Source organism: Actinomadura meyerae (assembly GCF_900188445.1).
Classification (GTDB): domain Bacteria; phylum Actinomycetota; class Actinomycetes; order Streptosporangiales; family Streptosporangiaceae; genus Spirillospora; species Spirillospora meyerae.
Window position 1 is genome coordinate 66,930 of the sequence record NZ_FZOR01000010.1, and the last position, 23,049, is coordinate 89,978.

Annotated in this window: 22 protein-coding genes; 11 read left to right on the plus strand and 11 right to left on the minus strand. The window is 74.1% G+C overall.

The genetic code is table 11. From position 1 onward, the window contains the following. Positions 1-20 precede the first annotated feature (20 nt). The 3 genes from CHF16_RS12935 to CHF16_RS12945 all read left to right on the plus strand — a co-directional run bounded on the left by CHF16_RS12935 (position 21) and on the right by CHF16_RS12945 (position 5,259). A complete protein-coding gene (locus CHF16_RS12935; RefSeq protein WP_089326239.1) occupies positions 21-2,975 on the plus strand; it encodes an AMP-binding protein in 2,955 nt (984 codons plus the stop codon). 122 nt (positions 2,976-3,097) lie between these two features. Then, complete coding sequence (locus CHF16_RS12940; protein ID WP_089326240.1) at positions 3,098-4,453, plus strand: cytochrome P450; 1,356 nt, start codon at positions 3,098-3,100, stop codon at positions 4,451-4,453. After that, positions 4,450-5,259, plus strand: a complete 810-nt coding sequence (locus CHF16_RS12945) for an SDR family oxidoreductase (protein ID WP_089326241.1) — start codon at positions 4,450-4,452, stop codon at positions 5,257-5,259. Before CHF16_RS12940 ends, CHF16_RS12945 begins: the two co-directional genes overlap by 4 nt. A 34-nt stretch (positions 5,260-5,293) precedes the next feature. Here CHF16_RS12945 and CHF16_RS12950 read toward each other — a convergent pair whose 3' ends face one another. Next, the gene (locus tag CHF16_RS12950) at positions 5,294-6,154 is read right to left on the minus strand and encodes an oxygenase MpaB family protein (RefSeq protein ID WP_089326242.1); all 861 of its coding nucleotides are present in this window, start codon (positions 6,152-6,154) and stop codon (positions 5,294-5,296) included. A 105-nt stretch (positions 6,155-6,259) separates the two neighbouring features. On the opposite strand from CHF16_RS12950, the gene CHF16_RS12955 reads away from it, so the two are divergent. Beyond that, the gene (locus CHF16_RS12955; RefSeq protein ID WP_089326243.1) at positions 6,260-6,898 is read left to right on the plus strand and encodes a TetR/AcrR family transcriptional regulator; all 639 of its coding nucleotides are present in this window, start codon (positions 6,260-6,262) and stop codon (positions 6,896-6,898) included. Between the two features lie 89 nt (positions 6,899-6,987). Continuing rightward, a complete protein-coding gene (locus tag CHF16_RS12960; RefSeq protein WP_089326244.1) occupies positions 6,988-8,505 on the plus strand; it encodes a carboxylesterase/lipase family protein in 1,518 nt (505 codons plus the stop codon). Here CHF16_RS12960 and lhgO read toward each other — a convergent pair. The 3 genes from lhgO to hisN form a co-directional block, all read right to left on the minus strand. Beyond that, positions 8,502-9,689 carry an L-2-hydroxyglutarate oxidase gene (lhgO, locus tag CHF16_RS12965; RefSeq protein ID WP_089326245.1) on the minus strand — a complete coding sequence of 396 codons (1,188 nt, stop codon included), beginning with the start codon at positions 9,687-9,689 and terminating at the stop codon, positions 8,502-8,504. The genes CHF16_RS12960 and lhgO overlap by 4 nt on opposite strands. A 26-nt stretch (positions 9,690-9,715) precedes the next feature. Further along, entirely contained in the window at positions 9,716-9,907 is a 192-nt protein-coding gene (locus CHF16_RS12970) for a hypothetical protein (RefSeq protein ID WP_089326246.1), read from the minus strand. A gap of 212 nt (positions 9,908-10,119) precedes the next feature. Then, positions 10,120-10,923 (minus strand): histidinol-phosphatase, encoded by an 804-nt coding sequence (gene hisN, locus CHF16_RS12975; RefSeq protein ID WP_089326341.1) that lies wholly within the window; start codon positions 10,921-10,923, stop codon positions 10,120-10,122. A 134-nt stretch (positions 10,924-11,057) separates the two neighbouring features. On the opposite strand from hisN, the gene CHF16_RS12980 reads away from it, so the two are divergent. Continuing rightward, on the plus strand, positions 11,058-11,906 hold the full coding sequence (locus CHF16_RS12980; protein ID WP_089326247.1) for a hypothetical protein: 849 nt from the start codon (positions 11,058-11,060) through the stop codon (positions 11,904-11,906). 12 nt (positions 11,907-11,918) lie between these two features. Here CHF16_RS12980 and CHF16_RS12985 read toward each other — a convergent pair whose 3' ends face one another. The 6 genes from CHF16_RS12985 to CHF16_RS13010 form a co-directional block, all read right to left on the minus strand. Further along, positions 11,919-13,475, minus strand: coding sequence for a serine/threonine-protein kinase (locus CHF16_RS12985; protein ID WP_089326248.1), 1,557 nt, complete (start codon positions 13,473-13,475; stop codon positions 11,919-11,921). A gap of 50 nt (positions 13,476-13,525) precedes the next feature. Next, positions 13,526-14,491, minus strand: coding sequence for a ribosome small subunit-dependent GTPase A (gene rsgA, locus CHF16_RS12990; RefSeq protein ID WP_218826648.1), 966 nt, complete (start codon positions 14,489-14,491; stop codon positions 13,526-13,528). Positions 14,492-14,548: 57 nt separating this feature from the next. Beyond that, positions 14,549-15,823, minus strand: coding sequence for a 3-phosphoshikimate 1-carboxyvinyltransferase (aroA, locus tag CHF16_RS12995; RefSeq protein ID WP_089326250.1), 1,275 nt, complete (start codon positions 15,821-15,823; stop codon positions 14,549-14,551). An 80-nt stretch (positions 15,824-15,903) separates the two neighbouring features. Then, a complete protein-coding gene (locus CHF16_RS13000) occupies positions 15,904-16,635 on the minus strand; it encodes an anti-sigma factor family protein (protein WP_089326251.1) in 732 nt (243 codons plus the stop codon). After that, positions 16,632-17,231, minus strand: a complete 600-nt coding sequence (locus CHF16_RS13005; protein WP_089326342.1) for a sigma-70 family RNA polymerase sigma factor — start codon at positions 17,229-17,231, stop codon at positions 16,632-16,634. The genes CHF16_RS13000 and CHF16_RS13005 overlap by 4 nt, the downstream gene beginning before the upstream one ends. Positions 17,232-17,341: 110 nt before the next feature. Beyond that, positions 17,342-18,226, minus strand: a complete 885-nt coding sequence (locus CHF16_RS13010; RefSeq protein WP_245868437.1) for a DoxX family membrane protein — start codon at positions 18,224-18,226, stop codon at positions 17,342-17,344. A 129-nt stretch (positions 18,227-18,355) separates the two neighbouring features. On the opposite strand from CHF16_RS13010, the gene CHF16_RS13015 reads away from it, so the two are divergent. Beyond that, positions 18,356-19,183, plus strand: a complete 828-nt coding sequence (locus CHF16_RS13015; protein WP_179271510.1) for an SOS response-associated peptidase — start codon at positions 18,356-18,358, stop codon at positions 19,181-19,183. 62 nt (positions 19,184-19,245) lie between these two features. Then, a complete protein-coding gene (locus CHF16_RS13020) occupies positions 19,246-19,575 on the plus strand; it encodes a TraR/DksA family transcriptional regulator (RefSeq protein WP_218826649.1) in 330 nt (109 codons plus the stop codon). Positions 19,576-19,633: 58 nt separating this feature from the next. On the opposite strand, the gene CHF16_RS13025 is transcribed toward CHF16_RS13020, so the two are convergent. Then, positions 19,634-20,491: a methyltransferase domain-containing protein gene (locus tag CHF16_RS13025; RefSeq protein ID WP_245868439.1), complete on the minus strand. Its 858-nt coding sequence runs from the start codon at positions 20,489-20,491 to the stop codon at positions 19,634-19,636. A gap of 176 nt (positions 20,492-20,667) precedes the next feature. Here CHF16_RS13025 and CHF16_RS13030 point away from each other — a divergent pair, with 176 nt between their 5' ends. The 3 genes from CHF16_RS13030 (at position 20,668) to CHF16_RS13040 (ending at position 22,716) form a co-directional block, all read left to right on the plus strand. Continuing rightward, complete coding sequence (locus tag CHF16_RS13030; protein ID WP_425427492.1) at positions 20,668-21,435, plus strand: sigma-70 family RNA polymerase sigma factor; 768 nt, start codon at positions 20,668-20,670, stop codon at positions 21,433-21,435. Beyond that, on the plus strand, positions 21,432-21,728 hold the full coding sequence (gene rsrA / locus CHF16_RS13035) for a mycothiol system anti-sigma-R factor (protein ID WP_179271511.1): 297 nt from the start codon (positions 21,432-21,434) through the stop codon (positions 21,726-21,728). The genes CHF16_RS13030 and rsrA overlap by 4 nt, the downstream gene beginning before the upstream one ends. Positions 21,729-21,789: 61 nt before the next feature. Beyond that, positions 21,790-22,716 (plus strand): NAD-dependent epimerase/dehydratase family protein, encoded by a 927-nt coding sequence (locus CHF16_RS13040; RefSeq protein WP_089326255.1) that lies wholly within the window; start codon positions 21,790-21,792, stop codon positions 22,714-22,716. The last annotated feature ends 333 nt before the right edge of the window (positions 22,717-23,049 follow it).

Genomic DNA, 23,049 nt, shown 5'->3' on the forward strand with positions numbered 1-23,049 from the left:
GACGCTGTGAGAGGTCGACGATGCCGGCTGTTGCCAGAACGCTCCTTCGCCTGGGTTCCCGCCTAGGCTCCACTGCACAAAACGCCCTGGAGGTGGCTCGCTTCGGCGGATTCGACACCGACGAGGACGCCTCCCCGTGCGAGGTCGTGACCGAGCAGCGCGTCTACCGGCTGCGGCACTACTTCCCGGACGCGGCGGGCGGGCCCGTCGTGCTGCTCGTCCCGCCGCTGATGATCACCGCGGAGGTGTACGACATCTCCTCGCGGGTCAGCGCCGTGCGCGTGCTGCACGACCGCGGCGCCGACCCGTGGGTGGTCGACTTCGGCGCGCCCGAGCGCGAGCCCGGCGGGCTGGAGCGGACCGTCAGCGACCACGTGCTGGCGGTCAGCGACGCCGTCGACCGGATCCGCAAGGAGACCGGGCGGGACGTCCACCTCGCCGGGTACTCGCAGGGCGGCATGTTCGTCTACCAGGCCGCCGCCTACCGGCGCAGCGACGGCATCGAGTCGGTCGTGACGTTCGGCAGCCCGGCCGACACCAGCCAGGGGCTGCCCTTCGGGCTCCCCGGCTGGCTGGCGGCGGAGGGCGTCGAGCGCATCCCCGACTGGATGCTCGGTGGGTTCGCGGTCCCCGGATGGGTGACGCGCCTCGGATTCCAGGTGCTGAGCCCGGTCAAGTCCGTCCGGTCGCGGGTCGACTTCATCCTGCAACTGCACGACCGGGAGCGGCTCGCGCCCAGGGAGCGGCAGCGGCGGTTCCTGGAACGGGACGGGTGGGTGTCGTGGCCCGGTCCCGCGCTCGCCGAGTTCCTCCGCCAGTTCATCCAGCACAACCGGATGCTCACCGGCGGATTCGTCATCGGCGACCGGCTGGTGACGCTCGCCGACATCACCTGCCCCGTGCTGACGTTCGTCGGCGAGGTCGACGAGATCGCGTCGCCGCCGATGGTGCGCGGCATCCGGCGCGCGGCGCCGCGCGCGCAGGTGTACGAGGCGTCGCTGCGCGCCGGGCACTTCGGGCTCGTCGTCGGCAGCCTCGCGATCGCGCAGACGTGGCCCGCCGTCGCGTCGTGGGCGCTGTGGCGGGAGGGCGGGAGCGAGCTCCCGGACATCGTCGCGCCGGTCGCGGGCGACGAGGAGGCCGAGCCCGCCGGCCTGCCCGGCGGCGCCGCGGGGTACGGGCTCCACCTGGCGATGGGCATCGGGACCAGCGCCGCGCGGTCGGCGCTGCGGACGGCCTCGCAGGTCGTCCACGGGACCCGGCAGCTCGGCGGGGAGGCCGCGCAGAACCTGCCCCGGCTCGCGCGGCTGGAGCGCATCCAGTCCGACACGCGCATGTCGATGGGGCTGCTGCTGGACGAGCAGGCCCGCGACCGGCCCGGCGAGGTCTTCTTCCTGTACCACGGGCGCGCCCACACCCACGACGCCGCCAAGCGCCGCATCGACGCGGTGGTGCGGGGGCTGATCCACATCGGGGTGCGGCGCGGCGACGCGGTCGGCGTGCTGATGGGCACGCGGCCGACCGCGCTGGCGCTCGTCGCGGCGCTGAGCCGGCTCGGCGCCGTCGCGGTGCTGCTGCGCCCGGACGGCGACCCGGCCGCGGAGGCGCGGCTGGGCCGGGTGACGCGGGTCATCGCCGACCCCGAGCACGCCGCGATGGCCGCGCGGCTGGAGGGCGTCCAGGGCTACCTGCTCGGCGGCGCGGGCCGCGGCGACCGCGGCGCGCTGACCGACATGGAGACCATCGACCCCGCGCAAGTGGAGCTGCCGGGGTGGTACCGGGCCAATCCGGGACGGGCCGGAGACCTCGCCTTCGTGGTGTTCCGCGGCGACGGGGACCAGCTGCGCGCCAGCCGCATCACGAACCGGCGGTGGGCCCTGTCGGCGTTCGGGACGGCCTCGTCGGCGGCGCTGTCCTCGTCCGACACCGTCTACAGCATCACCCCGCTCCAGCATCCGTCGGCGCTGCTGATGAGCCTCGGCGGCGCGGTGGCGGGAGGCGCGCGGCTCGCCCTGGCGAGCTCGTTCGACCCGGAGCCGTTCTGGGACGAGGCCCGCCGCTACGGGGTGACCGTCGCGTCCTACACCTGGACCATGCTGCGCGAGCTCGTCAACGCGCCGCCGAACCCGGCCGAGCGGCACCACGCCGTCCGGCTGTTCATCGGGTCGGGGATGCCGCGCGGGCTGTGGCGGCGGGTCGAGGAGCGGTTCGCCCCCGCGCGGGTCCTGGAGTTCTACGCCTCGACGGAGGGCGAGGCGGTGCTGGTCAACCTGAGCGGCAAGAAGCCCGGCTCGCTCGGCCGCCCGCTGCCCGGCAGCGCGCGGGTCCGGCTCGCGCGCTACGACCTGGAGCGGGGGCGGCTCGCCGAGGGCCCGGACGGGTTCGCGGTCCGCAGCGAGCCCGGCGAGATCGGCATGCTGCTCGCCCGCGTCCGGCTGTCGGCGCTCGGTGCCGCGGCCCGCCCGGTGCGGGGCGTGTTCTGGCCCGAGGACGCCTGGACGATCACCGGCGACCTGTTCCGCCGGGACGCCGACGGCGACTACTGGCTCGTCGGCCGGGAGACCGAGCTGATCCGCACCGCCGACGGCATCGTCCCGCCCGGCCCGATCAGGGACGCGCTCGGCGACCTGCCGTACGTCGACAGCGTCGCCGTGTACGGCATCCCGGTCGGGGACACGGAGCTGGCGGCCGCCGCCGTCAGCCTGCGGGACGGCGGCGAGCTGAAGGCGATCGACCTGTCGGAGGCCCTGCTGCGCGTCGAACCGGGGCTGCGGCCCGCGCTGGTGCGGGTCGTGGACGAGATCCCCGTGACCGCGGGACGGCGGCTGCGCACGGCCCCGCTGCGCGAGGAGGGCGTCCCCGCCGCCGGCGACGGCCGCGCCTACTACCGGGACCGGGCGGGCGCGTACCGGCCGCTGACGGACGCGGCGCGGCGGCGGCTGCTCCGGGCCCCGTCGGCCCGCGAGGCGCGCTGAGCCGGCCCGCGCGGCGCGCCGGCGCGCAACTCACGAGCGATAAGTCTGGACTTACGGGCGTCCGCTACGTTAGAACAAAGCAACAGAAACCGGTCTTTTGTTGCACGCGTCCCGGAGGGTCCATGACGAGCGTCCTCGCGCCGCCGCCGCAGGGCAGCGGCCTGAAACCGGTTCCGGGCGTGCCCGGCCTCCCCTACATCGGCAGCACGCTCGCGGTCATGCGCGACCCGATCGGGATGGCCCGCAAGCGCTACGACCAGTACGGGCCCGTCGCGTGGGGCTGGCTGCTCGGGCAGCGGACCTGCACCGTCCAGGGGCCGGAGGCCGCCGAGGTCGTCCTGGTCAACCGGGACAAGGCGTTCTCGAGCGGGCCCGCGTGGAGCTACTTCATCGGCCCGTTCTTCAAGCGCGGCATCATGCTCCTCGACTTCGAGGAGCACCTGCACCACCGCCGCATCATGCAGCAGGCGTTCACGCCCGCGCGGCTGCGCGCCTACATGGACGCCATGGCGCCCGGCATCGTCAAGGGCGTCGAGGCGTGGCGGCCGGGCCCCGGCTTCAAGGTGTACGACAGCATCAAGAAGCTCACCCTCGACCTCGCCGTGGACGTGTTCATGGGCGTCGACCTGGACGACGCGGAGCGCACCCGGGTCAACGGCGCGTTCATCGACGCCGTCCGCGCGGGGACGGCCTACGTGCGGTTCCCCGTCCCGGGGCTGCGCTGGCACCGCGGCCTGCAGGCCCGCAAGGTGCTGGAGGAGTTCTTCTACCGGCACCTGCCGGCCAAGCGCCGCGACGGCGGCGACGACCTGTTCGCCGCCCTCTGCCAGGCCGAGACCGACGATGGGCAGCGGTTCACCGACGAGGACGTCGTCAACCACATGATCTTCGCGCTGATGGCGGCGCACGACACCACCACCATCACGCTGACGACGATGGCGTACTACCTCGCCAAGTTCCCCGAATGGCAGGAGCGGCTGCGCGAGGAGTCCCTCGGCCTCGGCAAGGCGCAGCCGTCCTACGCCGACCTCGACGCCTTCACCGGCATCGACATGGTGATGAAGGAGTCGCTGCGGCTGCTGCCGCCCGTCCCGGCCCTGCCCCGCAAGGTCGTCAAGGACACCTCGATCCTCGGCTACCACATCCCCGCCGGGACGCTGGTCGTGGTGCCGATGCTCAGCAACCACCACATGCCGCAGTGGTGGACGGACCCGGAGCGCTTCGACCCCGAGCGCTTCGCCCCGGAGCGCCGCGAGGACAAGGTCCACAAGTACGCGTGGGCCCCCTTCGGCGGCGGCGCGCACAAATGCATCGGGCTGTACTTCGCCGGGATGCAGGTGAAGACGATCCTGCACCAGGTCCTCCAGCGCTACCGCTGGAGCGTCCCCGCGCGGTACGAATGGCCCCTGGACACCACGTCCCTCCCTTCGCCGAAGGACGGGCTTCCCGTCCGGCTCGACCGCCTGGAGCACTCATGAGCAAGGTCATCGCCATCACCGGAGCCGCGCGGGGGATCGGCCTCGCCACGGCCCGCGCCCTCAAGGCCAAGGGCGCCACCGTCGTCATCGGCGACATCGACGAGGCCGCCGTCAAGGACGCCGCCGCGTCGCTCGGCGTCACCGGCCTCACCGTGGACGTCACCTCCCGCGAGTCGTTCACCGCGTTCCTCGACGCGGCGGAGGAGGCCGCCGGGACCCTCGACGTCCTCATCAACAACGCCGGGATCATGCCGATCGGGCCCGTCACCGACGAGAGCGACGCCGACGCCCGCCGCTGCATCGACATCAACGTCCACGGCGTGATGCTCGGCACCAAGCTCGCCCTCGCCCGGATGCTGCCGCGCGGGTCCGGCCACATCGTCAACATCGCCTCGCTCGCCGGCGTGATGTTCACCCCCGGCCTCGCCCTCTACAACGCCAGCAAGGCCGCCGTCGTCGGCTTCACCGAGGCGACCCGGCTGGAGGTGCAGGACCGCGGCGTCCACGTCAGCGCCGTCCTGCCGACGTTCACCAACACCGAGCTGGTCGCCGGGACGCGCAGCCCGAAGGGGCAGAAGAACTGCGAGCCGGAGGACATCGCCGCCGCCGTCGTCGAGCTGATCGGCAAGCCGCGCCCGCAGGTGGCGGTGCCGAAGAAGCTCGGCACGCAGGTCCGGCTCGGCGCGCTGCTCCCCGAGCGGCTCCGCCAGGCGACCTCCCGCCGCCTCGGCCTCGACAAGATCTTCCTGGAGTACGACCCCGACGCCCGCAAGGAGTACGACGCGAGGATCCGCTCTAGTTCTTGAGCGAGGCGGATCCCCGCCCTCTCGAGCCTCTCGCTCAGGCCCGCCGTGCCTTCCGTGCCTCCCGGAAGGCACGGCGGGCCTGCGGGAGGTAGCGGACGGACTCGGGCAGCAGCGGCCACAGCCGGTTGCCGGCGCGGACGGCCGCCGCGAAGCGGCGGTGGCGGCGCTCGTCGGCGGCGCTCCACGGCAGGTCGAGCAGCTCGCGCATGCGGGGGTGCATGCCGCCGACCGTGATGAAGCGGGCGACGGCGTTCAGCGGCGGCGACACCGCCCGCCACAGCGGCGCCGGCACCCGCTTTGGGCGCGGCAGGCCCTTGGTGACGTAGCCGACGCCGTACCGGGCGGTCTTGTGCGGGACGATCTCCTCGTCCAGCATCCGCTTCCAGTACGCCTGGAACGCCTCCCAGTCGTCCGGCATGGCGCGGTCGCTGACCCCGTACATCCGGAACCAGGTCTTCGACTCCTCGTAGATGCGGCGCTTCTCCGCCTCGCCGAGCGGGCGGATGAACGTCTCGACGCCGTAGAGCATGTTGTCGAGGAACGTCGCGTGCGCCCAGTAGTAGGTCTCGGGGTCGAGGGCGTGGTAGCGGGTGCCGTCCGGCATCGTCCCCTTGATGTCGCGGTGGTAGTCGCGCACCTTGCGGCCCGTCTCGGCGGAGCGCTCCGCGCCGTACACGGTGTCCAGGATCGGCCCGGCGGACCGCTTGACCCGCGCGAAGGTCTCCTTGAAGAACACCGAGTGGTCGAGGACGCCCTGGCCGAGCGCCGGGAGCATGTTCTGCAGGACGGCCGCCCGCGGCCCGACGAGGACCATCCGGGTGTCGCCGAAGTAGCGCCAAGTCAGCGAGCCCGGTCCGAGCGGGGCGGGGGACTGCGTCTCGGCCTGGTCCGTCATGTGCACCACCGCGAGTGTGAGACAGAAGTACAGAACGACGATTATTGTATCTGTGTAGCATCCGGCGGTCACGGGCCGGGTGCCCGATCCGGCTAGGGTGCGGCTATGACGACGGACGCGACCACCTCGGACGGGCTGCTCGCGCGCCTGGCCGAGCCCGACACCGGGGCCGACGACCTCGACACCCGCATCCTGGACGCCGCGCTCGCGGAGTTCGAGACCTACGGGCTGCGCAGGGTCAGCGTCGAGGACGTCGCCAAGCGGGCCGGGGTCGCGCGCACCACCATCTACCGGCGCTTCACCAACAAGGAGCAACTGCTCCAGGCGGTGATCCTGCGCGAGTGCCACCGGTTCCTCACTGCGATCGCCGAGGCCACCGAGGACCTCGGCTCCGCGGAGGAGGCCGTGGTGGAGGGGTTCGTGGTGGGGCTGCGCAGCGCTCGCACCCATCCGCTGATGAGGCGCGTCCTGGAGAGCGAGCCGGAGGCGTTCCTGCCGCAGCTCAGCATGAACGGCGGCGCGGTGATGCTCGCCGCCCGCGACATCCTCGCCGACCGGCTGCGCCGCGCCCGCCCCGGCGACGCGCAGGACTACGACACCGTCGCCGAGGTGCTGCTGCGGCTCGCGGTGTCGCTGCTGCTCGTGCCGGGCGGCGGGCTGCGGCTGGACGACGAGGACGCCACCCGCGCGTTCGCCCGCGACTACCTCACCCGCATGCTGCACCCCGCGCCCCGGCACGGATGACCGACGGGTGCCGGGGGCCGTTCCGCCGCCGCCGGTCCGTCCCGTACGCTCTGGGTTGTCGAATTTCGTTCTAGAACCGGAGGCGTGGCATGGAGGCGGTCGTCCAGACGTCCCACGGGAAGGTGCGCGGCAGGACGCGGGACGGCGTCACGGCGTTCCTCGGCATCCCCTACGCCGCGCCGCCGTTCGGGCCGAACCGCTTCCGCGAGCCGCGCCCGCCGGAGCCGTGGGACGGCGTCCGCGACGCCTTCGCATACGGACCGACCGCGCCGAAGCCCGGCTATCCCAAGCCGTTCGACACGCTGCTGCCCGACCCCGACATCCCCGGTGACGACTGCCTGAACCTGAATGTCTGGACGCCCCACTTCGCGGGGGGTACAGGGGGGTCGTCCCCCCTGAACGACACGACGCCGGTGGGCGGGGCCGGTGGGCTGCCGGTCATGGTGTGGATCCACGGCGGCGCGTTCCGCAACGGGTCCGGTGCCGTCCCCGTGTACAGCGGGCGCAACTTCGCCCGCGACGGCGTCGTCTGCGTGACCATCAACTACCGGCTCGGCGTCGAGGGCTTCGCGAACCTGCCGGGCGCCCCGCTGAACCGGGGGCTGCTCGACCAGATCGCCGCGCTGGAGTGGGTCCGCGACAACATCGCCGGCTTCGGCGGCGACCCCGGGAACGTCACCGTGTTCGGCGAGTCCGCGGGCGCGATGAGCGTCACCACGCTGCTCTCCCTCGACCTCGGGCTGTTCCGGCGCGCGATCGCGCAGAGCGGCGCCGGCAGCATCGCGCAGGACCCGGACGACGCCATGCTCGTCACCAAGGAGATGGCGGCCCGGCTCGGGATAGAGCCGACCGCGGAGGCGTTCGCCGCGCTCGACCCGGCCGCGATCCTGCCCGCCCAGGCGTCCGTCGCCGCCGACGTCTCGATGGTGCCCGACCCCGGCCGGTGGGGCGCCACCACCGCGGCGGGCGGCATGTCCCTCACCCCGGTACTGGACGGCGCGCTGCTCGCCCGGCGGCCCGAGGACGCCATCGCCGCCGGCGCCGGCCGCGACGTCGATCTCCTCACCGGCTACACCTCCGAGGAGTTCCGGCTCTTCCTGATGCCGGCCGGCATCGCGGACCAGCTCGACCGGGAGGCCGTCGACTTCGTCACCGCCGGGATGGGCGTCCCTCCCGCGCTCACCGCCGCCTACCGGGACCGGTACGCGGAGCAGACCGAGGGCGAGCTGATGGCGACGGTCATCACCGACCACCTGTTCCGGATCCCGGCCCACCGCGCCGCCGCCGGGCACGCCGCCTCCGGCGGCCGCACCTGGATGTACGAGTTCGCGTGGCGGTCGCCGAACCACGGCCTCGGCGCCTGCCACGCCCTCGAACTCGGCTTCGTGTTCGACAACCTCACCGCCGAACCGGAGGGGCTCACCGGGCCGAACCCGCCGCAGGACCTCGCCGACCGGATGCACCGCCACTGGGTGGACTTCGCGGCGAACGGCGACCCCGGCTGGGAGCGCTTCGACCCGTCCACGCGGGCGGTGCGGACGTTCGACGGTGCGGGCGACGCGACCGCCGCCGACCCGCGCGGCGACGTCCGCAAGCTCTGGGACTAGAGCCGCTCGACCACGTGCTCGGCGATGGCCAGGGAGGACGTCGCCGCCGGTGAGGGGGCGTTCCGGACGGTCACGACCGGCCCGACGCGCCCGATCCGGAAGTCGTCGACGAGCGAGCCGTCGGGGTCCACCGCCTGCGCGCGGACCCCGGCGGGCGCCGCGACGACGTCGGCCGCCGCGAGCTCCGGAACGAACCCGCGCGCCGCGGCGACGAACGCCCGCTTCACCGCGGACCCGTACAGCTCCCTGGCGCCGGTCCGCCAGTGCCGCCGCGCCAGATGCCGGAAGCCGGGCCAGCGGACGGTCTCCCACACGTCCGCGGGCCGGACGTCCCGGCGCCGGTAGCCCTCCCTGGCGAGCGCCAGGACGGCGTTGGGGCCGATGTCCACGCCGCCGTCGACGCGGCGCGTGAAGTGGACGCCGAGGAACGGGTAGCGGGGGTCGGGCACCGGGTAGATCAGGCCGCGGACCAGGTCCGTCCGGGACGGGACGAGCCGGTAGTACTCGCCCCGGAACGGGATGATCGCGGGGGCCGGCGCGTCGCCCGCCAGGCGCGCCACCCGGTCCGACTGGAGGCCCGCGCACACCACGAGCCGGTCGAAGACCAGCTTCTCGTGCGGGGACGCGACCGTGACGCGGTCGCCGGCCCGGCCGATCCGGACGGCCTCGAAGCCGAGCCTGATCTCGCCGCCGGCAGCGGTGACGTCCGCGGCGAACGCGCGGGCGACCGCCGGGAAGTCGGCGATCGCCGTGGTGGGGGAGTGCAGCGCGGCGACCCCGGCCGCGTGCGGCTCGATCTCCCGCAGCCCGCCCGCCGTCAGCCGCCGCAGCCCGGGGACGCCGTTGGCGGTGGCGCGCCGCTCGATCTCGTCCAGCGCGGCCAGCTCGGACGCCTCGCGCGCCACCACGACCTTGCCGCACTCCTCGTAGGGGAGCTCGCGGTCGGTGCAGTACTCCTTCAGCAGCCCGATCCCGCGCCTGCACAGCGTCGCCTTGAGCGAGCCCGGCGCGTAGTACAGGCCCGCGTGCGCGACACCGCTGTTGTGGCCCGTCTGGTGCGCCGCGACGCGGTCCTCCTTATCGAGGACCGTCACCCGGACGCCGGGACGCGTCTCCGCCAGCCGGCGCGCGATCGCCAGCCCGATGATCCCCGCGCCGACGACGCCGACCCGTGTTTCCGCCACCCCCGCACCCTAACGGGCGCCGGGCGTCAGCTCCCGAGCCGCTTGCGGCCCTGCGCGCGCAGCCGCCTGCGCTGCGACGGGTCGAGCATCATGTACCCGACGACGGGCAGTGCCACGACGCCCAGCACGATGAGGAAGGCGATGAGCGGGCCGAGAATCTTGAGGGCGATGAGCGAGACCACCACACCGCCGATGACATAGACAACCTTCGTTCCCATACCTGCACCTCCGGGCTCTTACCGAGAGAACGACCGTGTCGTGACGCTTGTTCCACGATATGTCGCGAGTTGGCGAACCGCCATGATGATCGGACCCGAGGTGGGTATGCCCAGTGCCCGCGGGGGAGATGCGCGGGTCGGACGCACCGGTCTCGGATGCGCCGGTCTCAGATGCGCCGGTCTCAGATGCGCCGGTCTCAGATGCGCCGGTCTCAGATGCGCAGGGAGAGCTGCCCGCCGCCCAGGGCGCGCAGGACGTCGGCGTGCAGCCGGCCGTTCGTGCACACCACGCTGCCGCCGTCCGGGCCGGGGACGCCGGTCAGGTCGGTGAACATGCCGCCGGCCTCCTCTACGATGACCTGGAGGGCGGCGAGGTCCCACAGCGACACCTCGGGCTCGGTGGAGATGTCGACGGCGCCCTCGGCGACCATCATGTGCGACCAGAAGTCGCCGAACGCCCGCGTCCGCCACACCGACCGGGTCAGGTCGAGGAACTGGGTGAGGCGCCCCTGCTCCTCCCAGCCGCTCAGGCTGGAGAACGACAGCGACGCGTCGGCGAGGTCGCCCACCGACGACACGGTCATCCGGGTGGCGCGGGTGAGGCTGCGGCCCGTCCAGGCGCCGCCGCCCCGGGCCGCCCACCAGCGCCGGTTCAGCGCGGGCGCCGACACCACCCCGACCACGATCTCGTCGTTCTCCATGAGCGCGATCAGCGTCGCCCACACCGGGACGCCGCGCACGAAGTTCTTGGTCGCGTCGATCGGGTCGATGATCCAGCAGCGGTTCCCGTAGCCCGTCCTGCCGTACTCCTCGCCGATGACCGCGTCCCGCGGGCGGGCCCGCTTCAGCGTGCCGCGGATCTGCTCCTCCACGCTGCGGTCGGCGTCGCTGACCGGCGTGAGGTCCGGCTTGGTCTCGATGTCGAGATCCAGGGCGCGGAAACGCCTGGTCGTGATGTCGTCGGCCCCGTCCGCCAGTACGTGCGCGAGACGGAGGTCATCGGAATAGCCCGCCACGGCGTGCAACGCTACCCTGATCGCCCCCCGTCCAGACACACCTGTCCGGGCCGTTCCGGCTTTTCCGGCCCGGACGGGGCGCGCCGGGCCGCGATCGCCGGTTTCGGCGGGCGTCTGGTGGCAGCATGGGGGCCATGGCGCACGACCTTCCCGCATGGGTGGCCGAGCTGACCGACCCGCGCCGGGCGGAGACGCTCGACGAGCTCGCCGACCGCCTCGTCCCCCTCGCCGAGCACGCGATCGACGTCTCCCGCCGGTTGCAGGCGCAGCTCAACGAGCTGAACGACCCCTTCAAACGCGAGGCGCTCTACGGGCGCGTGGAGCGGCTGAAGGCCCGGGTGGGCGAGGCCCTGGACGAGATCACGGCGGAGATCGCCGCGTCCGGGGCCGAGCGCATCGAGCGGGTCTGGGCCGACTGGGCCGGCCGGGCCGGGCCCGGCGACCGCGGCGCGCGCGAGCGCGAGCTGCGCCGGCTGCTCGACCGCGACATCGTGCCCGCCCTGTCCCGGCAGCAGGAGGACGTGGCCGGACGCGTCGCCGAGCGCACCTCCAAGGCGCTGGAGGCGGCGACGCAGACCCTGCTGACGCGGGTGGAGGAGCTGGCCAAGGCCGTCACCGACCTGATCCACGACGTGCTGCCGCTCGCCCGCGAGGGGCTGGAGCTGGCCAGCCGCATCTCGGCGCTGTCGGGCCACGCCCGCAAGGCGGGACGCGGGCCGGTCCCCGACGAGCTGAGGGGCGCGGGCGCCGAGACGTCCCGCGCGTTCGACGAGGCCGTCGCGCGGCTGGAGCTGGAGTGGTCCGCGCTCGGCGCCCGGTCGGCGACCGTGCGGGCGGCGCTGCGCGGCGCGGAGGAGAGCGCGTTCAGCCACGTCACCGAGGAGATGACCCGCTGCGTGGAGGAACTCGCCCCCCAGCACGTCGAGGCGCTGAACGAGGCCGAGGCAAGGGCCCGCACCCTGTTCGAGGAGTCCCGCGGGTAGCCCCGGGCGGGCTTACTTCATCGTCAGGCTGTGCAGGAACGACTCGTAGTACGTGACGCTCTCGTCCCAGTGCGCCTGGTCGGTCGCCAGCAGGACCTGGTAGAAGATGCCGCCGTGCTTGAACACCCGCACGCGCGCGCGGCCTGGCGTGCCGTTCTTGGTGAAGGTGAACTGCGCTTCGGCCGCCTCCCCGTACTTGAACGGGACGCTCCGGTTGAAGCTCTCCTGCTTGAAGTCGGGATACGCCGCGCTGTCGTTCTTCATCTGGCTGAGCGCCGATGCCACGCCGTCCCCCGGGCTCTGCAGGGAGAAGCCGATGCGCTGGAACGCCAGCCCGCGCGTCAGGCCACTCGTCGGGTCGGTGAACGTCACGTCGTCGCCCTCCGCCTCGTCCTTCCACCCCTGGGGGACGGCCGCGACGAAGTTCGAATCCCGGTAGATCCGGTAGCCGGCCGGTGTGGAGGGCTCTGTGGGCGACCCCGTGGACGGTCCCGTGGAGGACGCCGCGGACGGCGTCCCCGACGAGCCGCCGGGCCGGCCGTCCGGGTTCTCCTCGTCGCCGTTGCCGATGAAGACGACGAGCACGACAGCGGCGGCGACCAGCGTGGCCGCGAGTGCGCCCGCGGGCACGATCAGCGGCCACGGCACGCGCCGCGGCGCCGGGGGAGGGGGAGCGGGCGCCGTCTGGGCGGCCCCGAGCGGCGGGAGCGTGACGTCGTGCGGCGGCGGGCCGGGAGCCATCGGGGCCGGGGCCGGCGGCGGCGCCGCGTGGACGACCTGCCGGAGCAGCCGCCGGGCCTCGTCGGGGCCGATCCGCTGCGCGGGGTCCTTGCGCAGCAGCCCGTGCAGGACCGGCGCGAGCGGCCCGGCGAGGCGCAGCGGGTCCGGGTCGTCCGACAGGACGGCGGCCATCACGCCCCACACGTCCGGCCGGCCGAACGGCGGGCGCCCCTCCACGGCCGCGTAGAGCGTCCCGCCCAGCGACCACAGGTCGGACGCCGGGGTCGCCTTCTGGTGCCGCGCCTGCTCCGGCGCCAGGTACGCGGGGGAGCCGACGATCGCGCCCGCCTGCGTCAGGGTCTCGTCGCCCGCGACGGTCGCGATCCCGAAGTCGGTGAGCACGGCCCGGCCGTCCGGCAGCAGCACGTTCCCCGGCTTGACGTCGCGGTGCACGACCCCGGCCGCGTGCGCGGCGCCGAGCGCGTCCAGCAGGTCGAGGCCGATCGCCGCGACCCGGGCGGGCGGCAGCGGCCCCTCCCGGGCGATGACCCGGTCCAGCCCCTCGGCCCGGACGAACTGCATGACGATCCACGGGCGGCCGTCCTCCTCGACGACGTCGTGGACCGTCACGATGCCCGGGTGGTCGAGCCGCGCCGCCGACCGCGCCTCCCGGAACGTGCGCGCGTACAGCCGCTCGACCTGCGCCTCGTCCAGGCCCTGCGGCAGCGTCACCTCCTTGATCGCGACCTCGCGGTCCAGCGTCCGGTCGCGGGCACGCCAGACGGCGCCCATCCCTCCCCGGCCGAGCAGCTCCACGAGCTCGTACCGCGCCGCGATCAACTGAGGCATGAAGGGGACCTTACCGACGTACGCCCCGTCCGGCGCGGGGAATGGCGGCGCTATTCGGCGTCCGCGTCCCGGCTCGCGAGGAGGCGGCGCAGCGAGTCCAGCCGGGCCTGCGAGGCGTGCCCGTCGGCGACCCACCCGTCCAGGCCGCAGTCGTCCTGGAAGTGGTCGCAGTGCGGCGGGCAGCGCTCGGCGGCGCCCTCGGCCAGGTCGTCGAACGCGTTGATCACGTTCTCCGGGTCGACGTGCGCCAGCCCGAAGCTCCGCACGCCCGGGGTGTCGATGATCCAGCCGTCGCCGCCGGGCAGCTCCAGCGCGATCGCCGACGAGGAGGTGTGCCGGCCGCGTCCGGTCACCGCGTTCACATGGCTGACCGCGCGCTCGGCGTCCGGCACGAGCGCGTTCACCAGCGTCGACTTGCCGACGCCGGAGTGCCCGACGAGGACGGTGGTGCGGCCGGCGAGGTGCTCGCGCAGCTCCGCCAGGTCGCCGCCGCGCCGGGTCACCACGTACGGGACGCCGAGCGGCGCGTACTCGGCGACCAGCGCGTCCGCGTCCGCGAGGTCGGCCTTGGTCAGGCAGAGCAGCGGGTCCATCCCGGCGTCGTAGGCGGCGACGAGCTGCCGGTCGATCATGCGGGGGCGCGGTTCCGGGTCGGCCAGCGCGGTCACGATCGCGAGCTGGCCGGCGTTCGCGACGATGATCCGCTCGAACGGGTCGGTGTCGTCGGCGGTGCGGCGCAGCGCCGAGGTGCGCGGCTCCACCCGGACGATCCGGGCGAGGGTGTCGGCGGCGCCGGACACGTCCCCGACCAGCGCCACCCGGTCGCCCACGACCACGCCCTTGCGGCCGAGCTCGCGGGCGCGCATCGCGGTCACCGCGCGCTCGTCGTCCGTGCCCGGGTCGACGAGGCAGCGGTAGCGGCCCCGGTCCACGGCCGTCACGAAGCCGGGGGAGGCGTCCTCGTGCGCGGGACGGCGGCGGGTGCGCGGCCGCGACCCGCGGCGCCCGGGCCGCACCCGGACGTCGTCCTCGTCGTAGTCGTGTGCTCGTCGAGCCAGTGTCCGCCCCTGCCGTCAGGCGGGCGCCTGCATGGACGCCCACAACCGGGTGAAGTTCGGAAGAGTCTTGCCCACGGTTTGCGGATTCTCTACCTCGATGCCGGGAACGGCCAGCCCCAGCACCGCCGCCGCCATGACCATCCGGTGGTCGTCGTAGGTGCGGAACACGCCGCCGTGCAGCGGGCGCGGCCGGATCTCCAGCCCGTCCGGCAGCTCGGCGGCGTCGCCGCCCAGCCCGTTGATCTCGGCGACCAGCGCCGCCAGCCGGTCGGTCTCGTGCCCGCGCAGGTGCGCGATGCCGGTCAGCCGGGACGGCGAGCCGGCCAGCGCGCACAGCGCGGCGAGCACCGGGGTCAGCTCCCCGACCTCGTGCAGGTCGGCGTCCAGCCCGCGGAACCCGCCCGCCGGGCCCCGGACGGTCAGGCCGTCCGGGCCGTGCGACACCTCGGCGCCCATCTCGGCGAGCAGGCCGCGCAGCGCGTCGCCCGGCTGCGTCGTCCGCGCCGGCCAGCCCGGCACGGTCACCCGCCCGCCGGTGACGAGCGCGGCGCCGAGGAACTGCGCCGCGTTCGACAGGTCGGGCTCGATCACCCAGTCGCGGCCGCGCAGCGGGCCGGGGGCCACCCGCCACAGGTCGTCGCCGGTCTCGACCGCCGCGCCCGCCTCGCGGAGCATCTCGACGGTCATCGCCAGGTGCGCGCCGGACGGCACCGGCGGCCCCTCGTGCCGGACCTCCACGCCCTTCGCGAAGCGCGGCGCGGCCAGCAGCAGCCCCGACACCAGCTGGGACGACCCGGACGCGTCGATCACGACCGCGCCGCCGCCCAGCGCGCCCGTCCCGCGCACGGTGAACGGGAGCGCGCCCCGCCCGCCGTCGTCGATCGCGGCGCCGAGCGCCCGCAGCGCGGCGATGATCGGGCCCATCGGCCGCTCCCGGGCGCGCGGGTCGCCGTCCACCGCCACCTCGCCGGCGGCGAGCGCCGCGACCGGCGGCAGGAACCGCATCACCGTCCCGGCCAGGCCCGTGTCGATGCTCGCCGGGCCGCGCAGCTCACCGGGGACGACGCGCCAGTCGTCGCCGTCCTCCGCCACCCGCGTGCCCAGCGCGCGCAGCCCCCCGGCCATCAGGTCGGTGTCGCGGCTGCGCAGCGGCCGGACGATCCGGCCGGGCGCCTCGGCGAGCGCGGCCAGCACCAGCGCCCGGTTCGTCATCGACTTCGAGCCGGGGAGCGGGACCACGGCGTCCACCGGGGCGTGCGCGACCGGGGCGGACCAGTGCGGAGAGGGCATGCCCCAAGGCTATCGGGCCCCGGCGGGTCATAACGGAAGGGCGGTCACAGCGGACGGCGGGGTCACAGCGGACGGCGGGGTCACAGCGGAATGGTGAGGAGCGTCCCGCCGTCGGCGCCGTCCAGCCGCACCACGAAGCTGCTGATCTGCTCCATGTCGAGCCCCGTCCCGCCCTGCATGACGAGCGGCTTGGGCTGGCCCGGCACGCCGTAGCCCTTGTCGGGGACGCGCCAGCCCGCGACGACGCTGCGCTCGCCGTCCCGCGACACGGCCTCCAGGTGGCACCGCAGCGGCCCCTTGATACCGCGCAGCTCCAGGCTGACCTGGGTGCCCCAGCCCTTGTCGACCAGCCCGACGGTGCCGGACGCGCCGGTGCCCGGGTCGGTCGCGTGGAACTGGCGTCCGGTGACGGACTGCGCCACCGGCGGCGCCTGCCGCTCGCCCTCGTCGTTCAGCACCGCGCCGATCGCGACGCCCGCGCCTAGCGCCACCGCTGCGGCGGCGGTGCCGACGACGTACGCGCCCCGGCGGAACCTCCGGTCGGCGCGCCGGCGGCCGCGCACCATGTCGAGCACTGCGGGCGGGGGTGTGGACGGCTCGTCCTCACCCGCCTCCGCCTCGTCCGCTCCCGGGACCGCGCCCGGCTCGGACGCCAGCGCGAAGAGGGCCCCGGCCGTCCCGGACAGCTCCCCCAGCTCGGCCTGGCAGCGCGCGCAGCCGGCCAGATGCGCCTCGAACGCCTGCCGGTCGCGGGCCTCGAGAAGGCCGAGCGCGTAGGCACCGACATCGGTGTGCTCGATCTGGGAGCTCACGAGGTCACCCCCCTCTCCTCCAAGGCGACGCGCAGGGCGCGCAGCGCGTAGTAGACGCGGGACTTGACCGTCCCCACCGGGATGCCGAGGTACTCGGCGGCCTGGTTCACCGTCCGGTCGCGCAGCACCGTCTCCGTCAGCGCCTGCCGGTGCGCGGGCGACAGGGACTCCAGCGCCTCCGCCACGACGACCTTGCGCAGCAGGCCGTCCAGCTCGTCCGCCATCGGCACGTTCTCCAGGGGGCCGTCGCCGACCTCCGGCGGCCGGACCTCGCGCTGCCGCCGGTTGTCGATCACGATACGACGGGAGACCGTGGCCAGCCACGGCATCAGCGAGGAAGTCCGGTCGTCCAGCCGGTCCGCGCTGCGCCACGCCCTGATCATGGTCTCCTGCACCACGTCCTCGGCCCACTGGCGGTCACCGCCGGTCAGCCGGAGGACGAACGCGAGGAGGGGCCGATGGTACTCGCGGTAGAGCGCGGTGACCATGTCCTCGTCGTCGATTGCGGCGCCGTCGGGCGGGCGTGCCGGGCCGGGGCGGCGGAGCAGGCTCCGCAGCCCGCCGGGCCGGCGGCCGGTCGATCCGGGAAGTGCCATGGCCGGGGCGTCTCCGGGGTGCTCGTCGCGGGCGGTCGTCAAGCAGTACGGGACCGCTCCGCCCCCGGGTTCAACCGTCTTGAGATTCTTTTAAGGCTCTCTTCGGGAAGTCAGCGCTTGACCGCCTCCAGGACCTTGCCCGCCTGGACGGCCGTTCCGCTCTTCACCGTCCTGCCGGCCTTCATCGCCTTCGCCGCCTGCGTGGCGGTGCCCGCCTTCACGCTCTTGCCCGCGGACTTGCCCGCCTTCGTCGCCTTCCCCGCCTTGAACGCGCCCGCGGCACCCGCCTTCGTGAGCATGCCGCCGGCCTTGCCCCCCGCCTTGCCGGCCTTACCGCCCTGCTTGGCCATGCCCTGCTTGGCCATGCCCAGAGCCTTCAGCATGCCGCCGGGCTTGGCGCCCTTCCGCATCGTGGCGGCCTTCATCTTCGCAGCCTTCGTCCCCTGCCGGGCGGTCTTGCGCGCGGCCTCCGCGCGCGCGATCCGCAGCTGGCGGGCGGCCTCCCGGCGGGCGTCCCGCAGCGTGGCGGCGGCCTCCCGGCGCATCGCCTTCGCCTCGGCGCCGCTCCTGATCTGCGACTCGCGCACCGCGCGGCGCAGCTCCGCGGCCCGCGGCGGGCGGCGCGGCTCGGTCGCCGCCATCAGCAGCGCGCCGAACAGCGCGGCGTTCTTCAGCAGGTGCGCGCGCTCGTCGGCGCGGCGCTCGGGGTCGTCCTCGGTCCAGAAGCGGTGCTCGGTCGCCAGCGCCGGGACCAGCTGCGCGGCGAGCAGCAGCGTCGTCAGCCGCCGGAACCGGCCGGTCAGCAGCAGCGCGCCCGTGCCGAGGCTGATCGCGCCCTCGATGCGGACGAGCGTCTCGGGGTCCTTGGGCATCCACTCGATCCGGTCGGCGACCGGCTTGACGGCCGGGCCGACCCGCTCGGCGCGCTCGCGGGGATCGCGGATGGCGTCCAGGCCGGTCGTGATGTAGGGCGCCGCCACAAGCGGGCGGGCCATGGTCGTGAAGGGTCGCATGACCGGCTACATGCCCAACGCGCCGCGCCTCAAGCGCCGTGGGAAGGGGAGTCGCGCCCGCCGCCGCGCCGTGGCGGCGGGCTGTCGCCGGCTCGTGGTGTTATGGGACCCATGTGCGGACGCTATGCCACCACCCGCGCGCGTCAGGAGCTCCTGGACGAGTTCCAGGTTCAGGTCGACGCGGTCGACGGGGACATCCAGCCCGACTACAACGTCGCGCCGACGAAGCAGGTCCCGGCGGTGCTGAACCGGCGCCCGAAGGACGCCCCGGAGGGCGAGGCCGCGGTCCGCCAGCTGCGGACGGTGCGGTGGGGGCTGGTCCCGTCCTGGGCCAAGGACCTCTCGATCGGCTCCAGGATGATCAACGCGCGGTTCGAGACCGTCCACGAGAAGCCGTCGTACCGGCGGGCGTTCGCCCGCCGCCGGTGCCTGCTGCCCGCGGACGGCTACTTCGAGTGGTACACGATCCAGGACCAGGGCGGCTCGCCCGACCCCGCGGAGGGCGAGAAGAGGGCCAAGAAGAAGAAGCCGCAGAAGCAGCCCTACTTCATCAGGCCGAACGACGGCGAGGTCATGGCGATGGCGGGGCTCTACGAGCTGTGGAAGGCGCCGAAGGACGCCGCCGCGGAGGCCGGGCTCGAGGAGGGCGAGTGGGTGTGGACGTGCACCGTCATCACCACCGACGCCCCCGACGACCTCGGCCGCATCCACGACCGGATGCCGATGATCGTCGAGCGGGACCGCTGGGACGCCTGGCTCGACCCGGAGCTCACCGACACCGAGCAGGTCCGCGGGCTGCTCGTGCCCGCCATGGCCGGGACGATGGACGCCTACCCGGTGTCGAAGGCGGTCAACAGCGTCCGGAACAACGGCCCGGAACTCATAGAGCCGGTCATTTCCGGGGATAGTCCTGATGATCAGGCCGGCAGCCTGTTCTGACCGGTCGTCCGGACCGCGCCGCCGCGGGGGGAGGCGGCTCCAGCGCGAGGAGTGCGCCGCCCGTGGACACCGCCGCCGCCCGTTCCCGCCTTGAGGCCATGCTGATCGACCTGGACCGTTCCATCGCCATTCTCCGCGGCGAGTCGCCCGAGCGGGACGGCTCCGCCGCGGACGCCGGGGCCGGGCTCACCGACCACGACCGGGTGGAGGCGGCGCTGGGCTCCCTCGAACGCCGGCGCGGCCGGGTGGCCGCCGCCCTGGAGCGGATCGCCGCCGGCGCCTACGGCCTGTGCGTCGACTGCGGTGAGACCGTCCCCGAGGGACGCCTGGAGGCCCGCCCGGACGCCGCCCGCTGCATCGGCTGCCAGTCCAGGCGCGACCGCGGGCACTGACCGCGGACCCGTGCCCGCCTAGGTAGTCCGGCGCGGGCGTAGGCGGTCCGGCGCTCTCCTAGGCGGTCCGGCGCGCGCTCGCCAGCAGGTGGATGCCCAGGGACTCGTCCGTCTGCCGGGCGTTCAGCTCGGTCCGCACCAGGCGGGCGAGCGCGCGGGGCGACTCGCCGAGGACGTGCTCGACCGTGGAGGGGGAGAGCACCGTGCGCGGCCTGATCCACTCGACGTCGAGGCCCGCGTCGGCGAGCAGCTCGCGGAGCTGGTGGGCGGAGAACGAGCGGGTGATCGTCCCGTCCGGCCACGGCACGAGGACGACCTCGGCGCTCGGGACGTCCGACAGGTGCGCCCAGTAGTTCCGCTCCGCGAGCAGCGCCATCCCGAGCGTGAGGGAGTCGACGCACAACAGGACGCGGCCGCCCGGACGCAGCACGCGCGCGATCTCGGCGACGGTCGCCTCGGTGGCCAGGTGCCGAGACAGCACCCGGTTCTCGGCGACCACGGCGTCCATCGAGGCGTCGGTGAGGTAGGTGAGAGCGCCGGAGTCGCCCACCACCGGTACCGGCCCCCGCAGCGGACGGCCCCGCCCGTCCTGGAGCGCCCCGTCAGGGAGCGGGCCGTCCCGCAGGGTGGCGTCGAGGTGTGCGCGGGCGGGGGGCCTGCCGGGGCGGTCGGGGTCGCGCACCTCCAGCACGGCGTGGCCGGCGCCCGCGGCGCGGCCCGCGCTGTGGCCCTGGCCGCCGGAGATGTCCAGCACGCGGGACGGCCGGCGGGGCAGCCATCGGGCGAGCTGGGCGTCGGCCACCGCCCGGTAGAACCTCCAGTAGCTGGCCAGGGAATCCCCGGCCGCGGCTCCGGAGGTGTCGCGCAGGCTGGCGATGCTGGGCTCGGAAGGTCGCGCCGATGGCACGGAGTGCACCAAATGCTCCTGTTCTCGCCGTGTATGTCACTACCTTCCCCGTCCGGCCCCGATCATCACCCTGAGTGACGCGGCAGCGGGCGCGACGGGGATCCGGCCGGGGCCCCACCCCGGGAATCGGCGGGGCCGTTCCGGTGTTGCACCGTCTCACACGAGCAATACGGAGGTGCGTGCCGATGACCACAGCCGTCGCCGACCAGCAGCGGGAGGCGGGTACCGCCGCGTCCCGCGGCGACGCGCGACCACCCGTCCGCATCGGCAGGCCGCGCGGACCGATATCGTCTGTGGGACACGACGCCGCAGGCCGGGCCAGGGCCGAGGGCGCCACAGCCGAGGGGGTGGGACAGGTACCGGGCACCACGGAGACCGTGGAGCAGCGCCAGGAGCGGTTCCAGCGCGACGTGCTCCCGTTCTTGGACCAGTTGTACTCGGCCGCGCTGCGCATGACGCGCAACCCGGCCGACGCCGAGGACCTCGTCCAGGAGACGTTCGCCAAGGCGTTCGCGTCCTTCCACCAGTTCAAGGAGGGGACGAACCTCAAGGCGTGGCTCTACCGCATCCTGACCAACACGTTCATCAACTCCTACCGCAAGAAGCAGCGCCAGCCGCAGCAGGCCGCCACCGAGGACATCGAGGACTGGCAGATCGCGCGCGCCGAGTCGCACACCTCCAGCGGGCTCAAGTCGGCGGAGGCCGAGGCCCTGGAGCACCTGCCCGACTCGGACGTGAAGCGGGCCCTGCAGGACCTGCCGGAGGAGTTCCGGATCGCCGTCTACCTCGCCGACGTCGAGGGCTTCGCCTACAAGGAGATCGCCGAGATCATGGGCACGCCCATCGGCACGGTGATGTCCCGGTTGCACCGCGGCCGGCGGCAGCTCCGCGGCATGCTGGAGGACTACGCTGAGGAGCGCGGCCTGACGCGCGCCACCAGGGGGTCATCATGAGCTGTGGGAACCACCACGAGACGCCCTGCGACGAGGTCCTCGCGCGGGTCTACACCTACCTGGACGGCGAGCTCGACCAGGGCGGCTGCGGCGAGGTGCGCCAGCACCTCGACGAGTGCGGGCCGTGCCTGCGCGAGTACGGGCTCGAAGAGGCCGTCAAGAAACTGGTGAACAAGTCCTGCGGGTGCGAGCAGGCGCCCACCGACCTGCGCGCCAAGGTCCTCGGCCGCATCGAGGAGATCTGCGGCGAGATCCAGGCGTCCGGAGGCGCGGACAGGTCCGAGAGCGTCTGACGCCTGTCCGAGAGCGTCCGACGGCCGGGCGCCGGGCGGGCGCTTCGGTATCGTGCTGCGGGTGCTGACACTCGTCACCGGCGCGGCCGGGTTCATCGGCTCCCACCTCGTCGACCGGCTCCTCGCCGACGGCCACGAGGTCATCGGCGTGGACGACCTGTCGTCCGGCACCAACATCCGGCCGGGCGTCGAGCTGTGGGAGATGGACGTCGCCGACCCGGCGCTGGTGGAGAGGGCCGCGGCCCGCCGCCCGGAGGTGATCTGCCACCTGGCCGCGCAGGTCAGCGTGCGCGTGAGCGTGTCCGACCCGCTCGGCGACGCCCGCACGAACGTGGTGGGCACCGCCAACGTGCTGGAGGCGGCCCGCGCCGCCGGCGGGCGCAAGGTCGTGGTCACCTCCAGTTGCGCGGTGTACGGGGTGCCGGACGCGCTCCCCGTCCCGGCGGACGCCGAGCTTCGTCCCGCGTCGCCGTACGCGGCCTCGAAGGTCGCCGGCGAGGTGTACGCGGGGATGTACAGGCAGCTCCACGGCATCGACTTCACGACGCTGACGCTGGCGAACGTGTACGGGCCGCGGCAGACGCCCGAGGGCGAGGCGGGCGTCGTGTCGATCTTCACCGACGCGCTGCTGTCCGGCCGTCCGACGAAGGTCTACGGCGACGGCACGCAGACCCGCGACTACGTCTACGTCCTGGACGTGGTCGACGCGTTCGCGCGCGCCGCCGGGGAGGCGGGCGGCGGCGGGCGCTTCAACGTGGGCACCGGCCTCCAGACGACCGACCGGGACCTGCACACGCTGGTCGCCGAGGCGGCGGGCGCGCCGGACGACCCGGAGTTCGCCCCGCCCCGGCTCGGCGACCTGCCCGCGATGGCCGTCGACCCGGCGGCGACGCGCGAGGTGCTCGGCTGGGAGCCGATGACCGCCCTTCCGGAGGGGATCGCCGAGACCGTCGCCTGGGCGCGCGAGCGCGGCGCCGTGCACGGCTGACGGGGTGCGCGCACGCTCCCGGGCGCCGTGCGCGGCTCATCGGCTACGCCGTGCGCGGCTCATCGGCTACGCCGTGCGCGGCTCATCGGCTACGCCGTGCGCGGCTCATCGGCTACGCCGTGCGCGGCTCATCGGCTACGCCGTGCGCGGCTCATCGGCTACGCCGTGCGCGGCTCATCGGCTACGCCGTGCGCGGCTCATCGGCTACGCCGTGCGCGGCTGATCCGCGGTGGACCGGCTGAATTCGGCTGCATACCCCGAAACACGGCGTTGTCGCATTGCGGTTATTTCCATGGGGTGAGTCTTTTTTATCCGAGAGGTACGGTATCGCGG